Below are 13351 nucleotides of genomic sequence, written 5' to 3'. Positions count from 1 at the left end.
AACGCACACGGATAGTGACATCGGCTCACATACCACTTGAAGCAATGACAAATATAAACATTTGTGTAACAAGGCAGGGACAAGTAAAGTACACTCCCCCGACTGAACTCGGTATTGTAAATTAAGACTGCTATGCTTTTGTCCGCATTACGACGGCGAAGTTTCCCAGCCTGGGTCGGCATCTTCGCTATTTTGACCATCTTCATTGCCCCAGTGGTTTCACAAATACGGGTGCTTCACGAGCATGGGCTTAATGACGACGGTACAAACACACATAGTACCAGCGCGCATGATACAACAGCGCACACCAACCGCAGCAACAATATAGCCAAACCGCAGCATAATCATACCGGACACACGGTGTCTGGGCATCACGCGACGCAATCACACCATTTTTCGCCGTCCATGATGATGGATCATGCAGCTTGCGGTTACTGCGTACTCTTTGCGTATACGCCAGCGTTGTTCGCAACAGGCTCTCCCAATCCCATACTGACGGCGTCCTTATCGGAAACGCTGGTTATTCATTTTATTTCCCGCATTGTCCTTCCTGAACGTTATGCTTCTCCTGTAGTCCGCGCCCCGCCTTTCTGAATCACGCAGCATCATGCTCATGTGCATTTATAACGCATCACGCTATACCTTTTCAGGTGTGGCGTTTGATCATTTTTTTGCTAAGTGATTTCAGAGGGTTTTATGTCACACCCTAATCAGGCATCAGCTACTGCTGCCGCCTCAGGCACGCGCCCAGTTGCAGAAACTTCGTCGGATAAACACACGATGGATAAGGTATCGCCGCGTGCCGCAATCGTTGCCCTGTTCATCCGGCTTCATTTTTATATCGGTATTTTTGTCGGTCCTTTTATTTTTGTCGCTGCCCTGACAGGGACGCTGTATGTCCTGACGCCACAGATTGAAAACCGGCTGTATTCACACCAACTTCTCACCGAAAGTCAGGGCACACCGCACTCTCTGGCTAAGCAAATTCATGCTGCGCAGGCGGGGCTCGCTCATCGTCAGGATGCAAAATTACTTGCGATACGCCCTGCACCTGCCGCGGGAGAAACCACCCGTGTCATGTTTGCCTTGCCGGAGTTGGGGCCATCAGAAAGCCGTGCTGTTTTTATCGATCCCATTTCGCTGGAAAATCGCGGCAGTGAGATTGTTTATGGCACTAGCGGCATTCTGCCCTTCCGTACCTGGCTTGATTACCTGCACCGCGGGCTGCTGTTAGGCGATGTCGGGCGTAATTACAGCGAGCTGGCAGCATCCTGGCTATGGGTCGCAGCACTAGGCGGCATTGTTATTTGGTGGTCAACCCGACATCTGTCGTCAGCGACCAAACGACGGAAATTAAAAAATAGCCAGACAACAACAGCAAAGACGCAGCGTTTACGCCACTGGCACGCCACGATGGGGCTGACTCTTGTGCTTGGGTTGCTCTTTTTCTCTGTCACGGGGTTAACCTGGTCGCAATGGGCGGGAAGCAACATTTCTGTCGCGCGTACTGCGCTAGGATGGCAGACCCCATCGGTGAACACACAGTTGCCCACACAGATGTCTCATCACGACATGATGCACAGTCACGATATGGCGATGACTACGGATGAGCACGCGGAGCACCATGCGTCGATGCCAATGGAGGGGGTCGAAGCTCATTCACCTGTGTTATTTGATGAGGTGCTGGCTGCCGCGCGCAATGCTGGGATTGATGCCAATAAAATCGAAATCCGCCCTGCCACCAAGCCGCACCGTGCCTGGACCGTCACTGAGATCGATCGTTCCTGGCCAACGCAGGTTGATGCCGTGTCGGTTAACCCTGATACGCTGGAGATTGTAGACAAAACCGATTTCAACACCTTCCCGCTTGCCGCCAAACTCACCCGCTGGGGAGTGGATGCACACATGGGCGTGTTATTCGGTTTACCAAACCAACTCATCCTCGCGGCGTTTGGTCTTGGACTCTGTACGATGATTGTATGGGGTTATCGGATATGGTGGATACGTCGTCCAAAATCTCGCCATGACGCTAATCCGATCAACACGCTGACGGCAGCATGGTTAATGGTTCCTGTCTTTCAGCGTGTGTTGATTGCGCTTATTACGCTACTACTGGCAGTGAGCTTGCCCGTCATGGGGATCAGTCTGCTCATCTTCCTGCTGATTGATGTTGTTCGGTGGTATATGAATCATCCTAAGCAAACTATCGCTAAAAGCTGATTTCTTCACTGCCATTCCGCTCGACACGGCAATAAAAAAACCGCCATTGTGCTACACAATTTGTGCAACATAATGGCGGTCAATCAGTAATACCGTTTAACGACAAGACGTTAGAACGTGGTCCAGTCCGCTAACTCACCTTTGGCTGCCGTTTTTTCTGTACGGCCATTTTTAGGGGCAGCCAACGCAGGCGTTTCTGTTTTTCTATTTAACGCCGCACTTTTATACGATGCCCCCAGATTGAATACACTAACCGTGCGCGCGAGGCTATTCGCCTGATCTTGCAAAGAGAGTGCCGCAGCAGCGGATTCTTCAACCAACGCCGCATTTTGCTGGGTTGTGGTATCAATCTGTCCAACGGCCAGGTTGATCTGATTGATTCCATCGCTTTGCTCACGGCTGGCCTGTGCAATTTCGCTGATGATTCCCGTTACGCCCTGGACGTTCGTCACCAGTGAGTTCATCGTGACACCAGTTTCTTCTACCAGTCCCATACCGTCCTGTACCTTCTTGAACGAATCATCGATAAGCTCTTTGATTTCTTTTGCCGCCGTAGCGCTGCGCTGAGCCAACGCTCGGACCTCGCTGGCGACAACGGCAAACCCTCTACCCTGTTCACCCGCTCGTGCCGCTTCAACAGCTGCATTCAGCGCCAGAATATTAGTTTGGAATGCAATGCCATCAATCACGCCAATAATTTCCGCCATACGCTGTGATGAATCGCGGATACCGCGCATTTCCTGCGTTACCGTTTCCATCATGGCACCGCTTTTTTTCACCGTTTCAGAAGCGCTGGCCGCAAGGTCTGTCGCCTGCGTCGTATTGTCTGCGGTATTTCTTATCGTTGACGTCAATTGTTCCATTGATGACGCCGTCTCTTCCAGCGAACTGGCCTGTTCTTCCGTTCTGGCCGATAAATCCTGATTCCCCGCCGCAATTTGCGATGCCGCGCTGGAAATGGTTTCTGCACCGTCCCGCACCTGGCTGACAATTTGCCTTAGGCTATTGTTCATATTGTTCAAGGCGAATAACAACTGACCGGTTTCATCTTTACGGTCAGTATAAATTTCAGAGGTCAGATCGCCTTTTGCGACATTTTCGGCAATACCCAGTGCTTCTTGTAGCGGTTGGGTTACGCTACGGGTAGTCAATGACGCAATAATTAATCCAGCCAGCGCACTGATTATAATAATCGTGGCAAGGACCATCAGCGCATTTTTGTAGCTTTCACCCACTTCTTGCGCTGAGAATGACATTTTGTCATCCTGTATATCGATGAATTCGCTGACTTTACTGGTATATTTTGCTTGAGTAACACGCGTTACGTTGAAATATTCTTCGGCAGCGGCGTCGGTGTTCCCTGCTGAGATCAGCGAAGACAGTTTATTCGCTGATCCAAGGAAATCACGTCGGATGTCGCCAATATCACGCAGTACCGCAACGGATTTATCGTCATTGACAGACTGGTTCAGATACTCCATGAGTTCAGATATTTTCCCTGAACGCTCTTTGTTCAGCGCCAACTGTTTATTGATTTCACTTTCTGATTTGAGTAATAACAACAGCTGCTGATTATTGAGGTAACCGTTCAGCTCATCAATGAGCTTGTTACTTTTGACGGTGAGTGGATAGTTTTGTGAAACAATCTCATCCATTTTTTCGTGGAAATCACTTAGTTTTGAAATAGCAACACTGCCAATTATCAAAAGCATTAATACCAGAAAAGAAAACCCCGCCCCTAATCGATATCCTATACGCCAGTTGGATAAACTCATTAACATCTCCTTAATTAATTTTCTCTATCTGTATAAAAATATAAAATTAATATTGATTCAATAAATACAGATGACTTCAATACTCTTTTTCATAACAAAAAATACACATCTCTGAACAGATTATTTATATGCCCTGGTGAGAAACATAAACAATATGTTGATAGGCATGGTCCATCAAACCACATCCATCACGGCGCGGTCGAACGGGTCTAGCCAGATACGGCGCTGGGTGCAAGACATCTGCACATACTGGTGGTGGAAAAAACGTCATCCTTTACACCTCATCTTTAACCGCACGTTCTCGTACCACAACTGGCTTCTTACATTCCCATGCTCCCTAAAGCCCAAGAACATTACCGTCACTGAAATTAGTGGTTAAATAGCAGCGACAAGGGTGAATAAAAACCAGAACACCTCTTCCTTACGCCGAAGGGGGTATCGGCCTTTTGTAGATAATCTTTATATTTTCTAACTTATGACATTAATATCTATTAAATCGATCATTTTTTTAAAACCTATCTATTTATAAGATACATGGGTTTTAGAAAAATGAATATTGTATTTAGGATGTAACAATAAACTCAAAAATAAATAATAACAATTTGTTATACATTTAAATAAATACTGTTTGAATTTATATTCAGCCGCATGCAGAGAATGGCGATATATGAAAAATGAGAAAAATAGCGTGGGGTAACGTGCTTTTCAGCGAAATCAACGTGCTATACGAACATCAGGGGGAGTAAAAAAGACTCACCCAGACACCTTTTTATCAAGGTGTCTGGATGATTTAATTTTGTTCTCTATTCTTTAAATCAATCAGAGATCAGAATCACATTCCAGCATTACTTTTTCTTGGAAGTCGCTTTAGATTTACCTTTCAGTAATTCCCGGAGTTTCTTGAGTTCTTTCTGCGTCAATGGCGCTTCTGCACCCACTTCCTCCGTACCCTGACTATCCACCGCTTCAGAAGATAGCTCAGAGGCCTGGTGGCTTTCATCAAAGCTTCTCAGCAACCGGGCGCTAACTTCTGCACTGAGGGATACCTCGTTTTCCAAGGCAGCGGCTTTGATTTTTTCTTTCAGCTCTGGGGAAATCTTCAGGGACAGACTAGATATCTCACTCATTTTATTACCTTTCTCATGGGGTAAAATAGTAAGCTATGACAGCCAGCCTACAATGTCCATACTGAAATAAAAATTTAATATTTCTGTCACATAAATAATTTAATTAATTTCTTAGCAAAGAGATTATTATTTCGCTATTTTTATTTTCCTGTCGAATGCTATGTATTTCCATTTTTCATTCTCCAGTCATCAATCATTTTTCTGGTCACGTCGTCTTTGTAACAAATTGGCGAATCGCCTCCTGCCCGACTCCATGCGCTACGCTTACCGCACTTGCTACCATTACGCGCTGAATTATAAGGACAAGGGCAATTACCAGAATAAGAAGAAATCGATTCCTGAATAATCTTTTCTTTGATCTGTTCATCAGAAATCCGAGAATTTTTCGCCATACTAGGTGTAGAAACAGAAAGTAGGGCCGCGGCATATACCATCGCAACCACCAGCGTTGTTTTCATACCGAAGGTCTCATTTTAACCAGAGGATAGTAACTGTAGTACAAAATACACACCGCAGAGCGATGCCTCACGACTACCCATTATGGGTTAAAAAATTGATCATAAAATATTAACAACATAAAATGCAGGCGCTTCGAGGATAAAAGGAAACAAACGTGCCACATCACTCCCTCTGGGAACTCATCAAACTTACTTACATGATCGGCTTTGTCATTTCCCTGATCGTGACGTTCTTGTTAAGTAAAGACAAATCCCTGTTCATACGATTCTTTGCCTCGTTGATGGTAGGTCTAACCTGGCCATTGAGCTTTCCTGTTGTCCTGCTGTTCTCCATTTTTTGAAGCAATATTTATTTTCCATACAACGTGCATGATGACTCAATGCCGCAACGCCTATGCTCGCCTCTTAGAGGGAATATTCCACAATGCATAACATTCTGATCAGCGCCTGCCTGTCCGGCTTCCCTGTTCGCTATAACGGGACTGAAAAGAAATCTGTCGGCGAGTACCTTGCCCAGTGGCGACAGCAGGAAAGGCTGATTACGTTTTGCCCGGAGCTCGCTGCGGGTTTCTCAACGCCCAGACCTTCAGCAGAGATTATTCCGGCCTCGGGTGGCAATTCGGTCATCAAGGCTGGTGCCAAAGTTGTCGAAGCAACCGGTGGCGATGTAACCGAGCGTTATATCCTGGGAGCCTGGCTAACACTGCAAATGGCACAACAGCATAACTGCCGCTTCGCTCTCCTTACAGAAGGAAGCCCATCCTGCGGCAGTCGCATCATATACAGCGGACGATTTGATGGCTCACAAACGGCAGGCAGCGGCGTCACCGCAGAATTGCTGCGCCACCACGGTATCGACGTGTTTTCCGATCGCGAGATCGAGCAGTTGATCGAACGGGTTGAATATTGCGATAGCCATGCTGATGCATAGTGTCGCTGCTGTCCCATCACCAAATCCAAACGCGACAGCAGCGTTATGCAAAAACTAACGGACAACTAGCACTGACATTTTCGCATGGCGAACAATGGCGGCAGCATTTGAGCCAAGCAGATAGGTTTTCACGTTCGGCCGCCGTGAACCGATGACAATTAAATCTGCATTAATCTCCTCCGCCAGCGCTAGCACTTCGTCTCTGGCCGACCCGAAACTGACGCTGCATGACAAACGCGATGCAGGAAGATCGATCGTTTTCATCAGTGATTTCAGCTTGTCATTCGCTTTCACCACCGCCTCATTCTCAAACTCTTTTATGCCAAAAGAATAAGCAGATAAAAATGCTGACGCATCCGGGAGGGAATGAAAGAGGTGGATTGCGGCACCCGACATTTTAGCCAACCTGACGGCATGCGTAAGCGCGTGCGTGGTGAGTTCATCTTCTTCTATATCTACTGGTACCAGGATGCTCGTGTACATAATCACCTCTCCCATCGTGGATAACTGATTATCTGTCAGCCTGTAAGAAGCGTAGTCTGCTCCTCGTCAGCAGAATATGATCCCGTTCACTTTTACGCATGTTGCCTGCAACTTTTAACCTGATACGCGCATAAAGCGAGCCGTTAGCTCACCGCCATTTATCGTTAAAGCGATCGTGAATAGATACGTGACGATTCACCCCAAGGGTGATAGCCCATTCCGGTAAAGTGAAATCCATATTGTTCATAAAAGCCGAGCAGCTCGGTGCATAAATGCAGCGCAGAAAAACCAGCACATCGGGTTTCCTGAGTGAGATGCTCAATCAACTGCCCCGCATAACCCTTGCCACGATGGTTTTCTTCAACGTAAAGCGCGCACAGCCAGGGATAAAGATCCATGCGGCTGATGAAATCATTGGTAATTAACCCTGCACCGCCAATAATTTGCCCATCTTTCTCCAGCAGATACCAATCTGGCAATGGGTTTTCCGCATCAATGCAGTGGCTGATACAGTCTTCGTAAAGCATCAACGTCTCATCTGATGCCCAGTGGCGTTGGAAATAGTGGATCGCCTGCTCTTTGTATTCGGGGCGATTTCTGATAGAAATAATCTTCAGCATGGCACTAACGACTCATCTTCCATGAAGCAACAATGTGCTCCGTGGTTTCTACCGTAATCGTGTTGCCCGGAATAATAAAATTCCGCCACACGTCGTTGTAATGCGTGACTAGCTGTTCGGCTTTCAGTTCGCCGCGATTCGCCGTCGTGTGGGCATCAGCTGCAATCGTCAGCGCGTAGCCTCGGCTGGCTGCATTTTTAATGGTTGCATCAACGCAATAATCCGTCGCACACCCGCAAATCGTAAGATGGTTAACGCCTAACTCAGCTAGCACACCGGCTAACGACGTGCGGTAAAATGCATCGCACGCCGTTTTGGTGATAAACAGACTCCCCTCTGGCTGATGCAGTTCAGGTAATAGCTGCCATCCCTCGCTGCCAGACAGCATGCCGTCTTCTTCATGCTGAATAAAAATCGTCCGATCTGCTGCATCTGAAAGCTGGTTTATCAATGCGACCGTCTGCGCTTGTCGCGCTCTTGGCGTTGCAAACACCGCATTTTGCATATCAATCACTATCAAAACCTGCATCTTTTTTTCCTTATTTCGACGCTTAACATCGGCACGCATTATCATCACGGAGGCAACGGCATGTCACCATCCCTACCCGTCAGTTCCGACTAGATCATGTCCACTATACCATGAGGATAAAACTTGATTTCCCCTGAGCGCAGCAAATCAATATCAAACCAGCGAGTCACGATCGGAATACCGTTTGTCTCTATACCATGAATGAGCTCTTGTTGATAAAGGGACTCATCCTGAAAGCGAGCCTCATAAACAAAGACAATCTCATGACCCGGCTTGCCATTGTAGGAGAAAATATTCTCTGAAACGCCCAACAGCGAAAAGTCCTTGGTCGCTGCACTGATTTCCTCCTGAACTTCCCTCTCCGCCGCGGCCTGCGACAGTTCGCCAAAATCAATGCCGCCCCCGAGCGGTAACACATAGTGCTCATCTTTTATCGGGTCATGCCCTTCTGCTAACAGAATCTTGTCATTGTTTCGGAAAAGACAAACTGCTTTTACTCTGATCTTTTGCATACCAACGCTCCAGGTAAACTACGAGGTTCTTTTTGATAAACGGAAATTTTTGATAATCGAGCATTTTTTGATAAAACGACACATGTCACATAAAATGCCATCTTCTTGTGCAGATCAAAATCTTATAGGGCTTAACCAAAAGCATTAATAGCCTTTACGTTCAGTTGATTTTTTCCCTGCTTCCTTTCGCCTCATCATGTTTAACTTATTGAAGTTATGCTATCTCGTATAGTTATTTCCGACATATTATGAATGGAAAACGACGAATTCATATTTATTTTCCTGACCATTGAGCGTCATCATCCTTTTCAGATTCTGACGGACAGCTGAATAACGGTGTGTTTATTTATCTTATCGACTGGTTTTATGCGTATGATGCGCTAAAATTAAATCACCGTTTCTTCATATTTAGTGGATAATGTATTAATACTGTTTGGCAGTATATACATAACCCATGTCAAAAACACGAAAGGGAGGAGAAGTGATGCATCTAGAGGTATCCCCAAAAGAGTTCCCAACACTTAGTGATCTCGGCCTCGATTCTCAGGTCAGTGATACGGAAATACTCGGTAACATTGTGGAAGAAATTATTCAATCCGGACACTCCATCAGTAATAAGGCCATCATTGCTAAATTAATTCACAAAATTGAAACAGAGGCCAATGTCGATTTTCAGGAAAAGTATCGCACCTTGCTGGATTTAGTGGTTTATAAAACTCAGGATGACTTCCTGATTTAATGCGCCGTAAATACATTCAACCATCACCTCGGTAAGATTTTCATATTGCCGTGATGTTTTATGATTATATCAACGATTACGTCAGCATCCGCAAACTCAAACCTGAAAACGGTGGATCTGACAACATGCTCTGTGCACATCAAACAGAAACCGTAATCAATCACTTATCTCTGTATCTGTTTCGTCATACCTGCGATATTGTGACTTATGTCGAACAGCGCTGAGCTATCCGCTTCAGCATTCTCGGCACAAAAAAGTGGCTGCAGCGCCATAGTATTACCTACAAGAAACCATCAAGTCTTACTGCCGAAGTACAAAATTTCGCAACGCGGCGGCTTTGGACCTATAACCATGACGTTGTTTTAACCATCATAAGACAGCCGCAGGATGATTGGCGTTGAACCAACCGACAATGATTAAACCAGTCTTTCGTTTACATCCTTGGTGAAGCACAGATAGCCTGCCTTATCTGGCGCACATCGCGTATGGGCGATACGCCAAATTGCCGCAGATATTCACGACTAAACTGTGAAGCGCTTTCATAGCCGACGACAAACGCCACGTCAGACGCCCGATGCTCGCCAGCAAGCAAAAGCTGGCGAGCTTCCTGCAATCTAAGCTGTTTCTGATACTGGACAGGGCTGAGACCCGTCATCGAAAGAAAATGGCGATGCAGGCTTGCCCGGCTCATACCGCTTACCTCACACAACGTCTCGATCCGAAGTCGGATATTATAGTGATCCCTGATCCAGGCAACGGCTTGCCGGATGCGACTCAGTGCACCATCAGGCTGGGCAATCTGACGAAGAAGTTGCCCCTGAGGCCCTTGCAAGAGGCGATAAAGCAATTCTCGTTCGATCATGGGGCCAAGAATCGGGATATCATCAGGAGTGTCGAGCAATGATAATAAACGGAGTAACGTGTCGCAGAGCGAAGCGGTCATCGGATTTATTGTGATACCCATCCCTTTTTGTTCGCGCTCGCGAACTGGCGGCATAGTCACCGCTAACTCCGCCAGTATGGCCGGATCCAGCACAAGCGAGACCGCAACGTAAGGCTGCCCCCATCCATCGTCAAAAATTTGTCCGATCAAAGGTAGGTCAAGGGCGCTGATAAGATAGTGTTCACTATCGTAGCTCAGAAGATTGTCATGGATCACAACGCGCTTAGAGCCTTGCAGGATGAAGCAAATCATCGAACGATATAAGCATGGAGCCTTGTCTGTAGAGCCTTGTCCGACGCAAAGGTCTACACGCGGAATCCGTGTGACAGTCAACCCCACTGGCGCATGGCGCAGGGCTATAGCAAGATGTGGGGTAAGATCGTTCTTCATAAATCGATTATACCCACGCGCCTTCATCACACCAAACGATTGATACAATCAGGCAATGAATTGAGCCTATCAGGCGTAGGTGACAAACCCGTCATTGCCTATCATGAGCAGGTCAAGAAGGCACCCAAAGGTGCGCCTAATAACCTAAGCGAGACAGCCCATGACCAACAACATCGTACTCATCACTGGCGCCAGCCGTGGCCTTGGCCGCAACATGGCTCTTCACCTCGCCAAACGTGGCGTACACATCATCGGTACCTATCGTAGCGGCGCGGTAGAAGCAGATACGCTGAAAAAAGAGATTGAAGCTCTGGGTGGCAAAGCCGCGATGCTGCCACTCGACATCACCGATACCGCCAGCTATCCGGCTTTTTTAAATGTCGTGGCTGAAACACTGATGGCCGACTTCGGCCGCGAACGCTTCAACTTCCTCGTCAACAATGCAGGTAATGGACTCTTTTCAAACTTTGTTGATGCGACCGAGGAACAGTTTACCTCACTGGTCAACACGCACCTTCAGGGGCCGATTTTTCTGACTCAGAAGCTGTTACCACTTGTGGAAGACGGCGGTCGTATCCTGAACGTTTCGTCCGGTTTCGTGCGCTTTACTTTGCCGGGATACAGCATTTATGCAGCGGTGAAGGCAGCAGTAGAGGTTCTGACTCGTTACCTGGCGGTAGAGCTTGGCTCGCGCCAAATTCGGGTGAATGCGATCGCCCCTGGCGCCATCGCAACCGATTTTGGCGGGGGCGCAGTAAGAGATAATGAGGATGTGAACGCCTGGGTTGCTCAGGGAATCGCACTAGGCCGTGTGGGTCTACCGGACGATGTAGGTGGAGCAGTAGCCGCTATCCTGTCCGATGACATGGCATGGGCTAACGGGACGACTTTTGACATTTCAGGTGGCCAACTGTTGTAAACACGGTCGCATTAATTCCATTCGCTCAGCGAGCGGCGATTGTGCTACTGGAAAAGAATGTCCCCTTTAAGAGTATCGACGTCGATCTCGCTGACGAACCAGATAAGCCAGATGAGTTTGTGGCACTTTCGCCGACGGGCAAAGTGCCATTGCTCAATGATGGAACGGCCTGATAGCACTGAAGACCACTTAGAAACGCAAAAATATCTTACGGTCGGACTCTTTTATACTAAAGGAAATAGTAGTGATATTGCTGCATTCCCCGATTTTGTACCGATAGCGTGCCTTCAGGAACTTGCGATTTTTGTAGGGGACGACGCGGCTCGTTTGCCTCGTAATAAAAACAGCAACAGTGCTATCAGACAGGCCGTTGTTTGCATGCCCCCTAGCGATGTGACTGCGGGGAACGTCAGCACAGAGCCGAGCCAAGTTGTGATTGCTGCCGCCCCCATCGTAAGAAAACCAAGCAAAGCGGATGCGAGTCCGGCCTGTTTTCCAAAGGGGCCCATAGTCATCGCTGTTCCCAATGGATTGGCCAGCCCCATGCCCCAGAGGAACATAATCATGGACAAGGTATACCAACCCAGACTGGGATCTTCCGGCCCAACCAACAGCAGGCAACCGCCGAGTAAAGCCGTGAGGATGCCTCCAGAGGTAATGGCTTGCGCGCCATAGCGGTGTGCCAGTCGAGGTGCCGCCATCCCTGCGGCAAAGACCACGAATACGGTGGAGGCAAAGTACAGCCCAGCTTGTAATGATGACAAGCCTATCCCACTCATCAGGATGGCAGGTGCAGCGCCGAATGACGCAAACAAACCACTCATCAACAAACTCATCGACAGTGCCGGAAGGATAAATCGCCCATCCACGACCAGCTTGCCATATGCAACTATCACGCTTGGAATTGAATGTGGAGCACGCCGTTCAGCAGGATGCGTTTCTCCCAATGTATTGACATAGAATACGGCGACAGCGAAGGCAGACAAGCCCACCGTAATGAAGATCGCTCGCCAACCCAGCGTAGTTGCCAGTACGCTGCCCAATAATGGAGAAAAACCGGGGGCAGCGGCTGTCGCAATCATGGTCAGTGATAGTGCACGCGCCAATGTTTCTCCCTCAAACAAATCACGCGCAATGGCACGGGCTAAAACCGCAGAGGCGCACACACCTAGCGCCTGGATGACACGTCCGGCAATAAGCGTTTCGAGTGAGTCGGCAAGTCCGCCGACTACTGTACCCACAATGAATATTGAGAGTCCCCCTAACACAAGTTTCTTACGCCCATAACGATCAGCCAACGGGCCGACCACCAATTGAGCCAGCGCGAAGGTAATAAAAAAACTGGAGAGGGTAAGACCTAGCTCGCGAGAAGATACCCCCAACTGATCCCCGATATCTGGAAATGCGGGAAGAATAATGTTAGTGGACAGTATGCTGATGGCCGACAGTCCTGCCAGTAACGCGATGATTTTTCCGGTTAATCGCGGATTCTCACCGGATTGGTCACCCGCCTTGACCTCCTCAGAGAGGCTTCGCGTATTCATGGAAAAATCTCATCGAAAAATACTGATGGAAAAATGCTTCTCTTATCTGGCATAGCGAAAGCACACCTGCTGCAAGAGGCTACGACTGTTCGCTTTTGAGTTGTGGAAGTCATCATCGGGTTCCTTAATTTCTCAGTCGATGCTGGAAAAACCACAAACCA

Annotated in this window: 16 protein-coding genes; 7 read left to right on the top strand and 9 right to left on the bottom strand. The window is 47.8% G+C overall.

From position 1 onward, the window contains the following. Nucleotides 1–132: 132 nt before the first annotated feature. Both K7X24_RS00850 and K7X24_RS00845 read left to right on the top strand, forming a co-directional pair. Nucleotides 133–594, top strand: a complete 462-nt coding sequence (locus K7X24_RS00850) for a DUF2946 domain-containing protein (RefSeq protein WP_224552318.1) — start codon at nt 133–135, stop codon at nt 592–594. Nucleotides 595–696: 102 nt separating this feature from the next. Next, entirely contained in the window at nt 697–2220 is a 1524-nt protein-coding gene (locus tag K7X24_RS00845) for a PepSY-associated TM helix domain-containing protein (RefSeq protein ID WP_224552317.1), read from the top strand. A 110-nt stretch (nt 2221–2330) separates the two neighbouring features. Here the strand turns inward: K7X24_RS00845 and K7X24_RS00840 are convergent, their stop codons facing one another. The 3 genes from K7X24_RS00840 to K7X24_RS00830 form a co-directional block, all read right to left on the bottom strand. Beyond that, a complete protein-coding gene (locus K7X24_RS00840) occupies nt 2331–3995 on the bottom strand; it encodes a methyl-accepting chemotaxis protein (protein ID WP_224552314.1) in 1665 nt (554 codons plus the stop codon). A gap of 845 nt (nt 3996–4840) precedes the next feature. Continuing rightward, on the bottom strand, nt 4841–5122 hold the full coding sequence (locus K7X24_RS00835) for a hypothetical protein (protein WP_039544910.1): 282 nt from the start codon (nt 5120–5122) through the stop codon (nt 4841–4843). Nucleotides 5123–5280: 158 nt separating this feature from the next. Beyond that, on the bottom strand, nt 5281–5580 hold the full coding sequence (locus tag K7X24_RS00830) for a hypothetical protein (protein WP_224552312.1): 300 nt from the start codon (nt 5578–5580) through the stop codon (nt 5281–5283). A 155-nt stretch (nt 5581–5735) separates the two neighbouring features. Between K7X24_RS00830 and K7X24_RS00825 the strand changes: the two genes are divergently transcribed. Both K7X24_RS00825 and K7X24_RS00820 read left to right on the top strand, forming a co-directional pair. Next, complete coding sequence (locus K7X24_RS00825; RefSeq protein ID WP_174865338.1) at nt 5736–5921, top strand: GhoT/OrtT family toxin; 186 nt, start codon at nt 5736–5738, stop codon at nt 5919–5921. 83 nt (nt 5922–6004) lie between these two features. Further along, the gene (locus K7X24_RS00820; RefSeq protein WP_010297154.1) at nt 6005–6511 is read left to right on the top strand and encodes a DUF523 domain-containing protein; all 507 of its coding nucleotides are present in this window, start codon (nt 6005–6007) and stop codon (nt 6509–6511) included. 54 nt (nt 6512–6565) lie between these two features. Here the strand turns inward: K7X24_RS00820 and K7X24_RS00815 are convergent, their stop codons facing one another. From K7X24_RS00815 to K7X24_RS00800, 4 genes are all read right to left on the bottom strand, one after another. After that, entirely contained in the window at nt 6566–6994 is a 429-nt protein-coding gene (locus K7X24_RS00815; RefSeq protein ID WP_010297151.1) for a universal stress protein, read from the bottom strand. 164 nt (nt 6995–7158) lie between these two features. Then, the gene (locus K7X24_RS00810; RefSeq protein WP_039533622.1) at nt 7159–7614 is read right to left on the bottom strand and encodes a GNAT family N-acetyltransferase; all 456 of its coding nucleotides are present in this window, start codon (nt 7612–7614) and stop codon (nt 7159–7161) included. A 4-nt stretch (nt 7615–7618) separates the two neighbouring features. Continuing rightward, the gene (locus K7X24_RS00805; RefSeq protein WP_044205235.1) at nt 7619–8143 is read right to left on the bottom strand and encodes an isochorismatase family protein; all 525 of its coding nucleotides are present in this window, start codon (nt 8141–8143) and stop codon (nt 7619–7621) included. Nucleotides 8144–8232: 89 nt separating this feature from the next. After that, entirely contained in the window at nt 8233–8655 is a 423-nt protein-coding gene (locus K7X24_RS00800; protein ID WP_224552310.1) for an NUDIX hydrolase, read from the bottom strand. 484 nt (nt 8656–9139) lie between these two features. Here K7X24_RS00800 and K7X24_RS00795 point away from each other — a divergent pair, with 484 nt between their 5' ends. Continuing rightward, on the top strand, nt 9140–9394 hold the full coding sequence (locus K7X24_RS00795) for a biofilm/acid-resistance regulator YmgB/AriR (RefSeq protein ID WP_224552308.1): 255 nt from the start codon (nt 9140–9142) through the stop codon (nt 9392–9394). Between the two features lie 433 nt (nt 9395–9827). Here the strand turns inward: K7X24_RS00795 and K7X24_RS00790 are convergent, their stop codons facing one another. Next, nucleotides 9828–10727 (bottom strand): AraC family transcriptional regulator, encoded by a 900-nt coding sequence (locus K7X24_RS00790; RefSeq protein ID WP_224552305.1) that lies wholly within the window; start codon nt 10725–10727, stop codon nt 9828–9830. A 160-nt stretch (nt 10728–10887) separates the two neighbouring features. Between K7X24_RS00790 and K7X24_RS00785 the strand changes: the two genes are divergently transcribed. Both K7X24_RS00785 and K7X24_RS00780 read left to right on the top strand, forming a co-directional pair. Then, nucleotides 10888–11646, top strand: a complete 759-nt coding sequence (locus tag K7X24_RS00785; RefSeq protein WP_224552303.1) for an SDR family NAD(P)-dependent oxidoreductase — start codon at nt 10888–10890, stop codon at nt 11644–11646. Nucleotides 11647–11660: 14 nt separating this feature from the next. Then, the gene (locus K7X24_RS00780; RefSeq protein WP_224552819.1) at nt 11661–11819 is read left to right on the top strand and encodes a glutathione S-transferase N-terminal domain-containing protein; all 159 of its coding nucleotides are present in this window, start codon (nt 11661–11663) and stop codon (nt 11817–11819) included. A gap of 114 nt (nt 11820–11933) precedes the next feature. Here K7X24_RS00780 and K7X24_RS00775 read toward each other — a convergent pair whose 3' ends face one another. Next, nucleotides 11934–13190 (bottom strand): multidrug effflux MFS transporter, encoded by a 1257-nt coding sequence (locus K7X24_RS00775; RefSeq protein ID WP_224552301.1) that lies wholly within the window; start codon nt 13188–13190, stop codon nt 11934–11936. Nucleotides 13191–13351 lie beyond the last annotated feature (161 nt).

The sequence above is a fragment of the Pectobacterium versatile genome (assembly GCF_020166435.1).
Taxonomy (GTDB): Bacteria; Pseudomonadota; Gammaproteobacteria; order Enterobacterales; family Enterobacteriaceae; genus Pectobacterium; species Pectobacterium versatile.
Note: the sequence above shows the minus strand (reverse complement) of the source record. Positions and strands in the feature narration are given on the sequence as shown.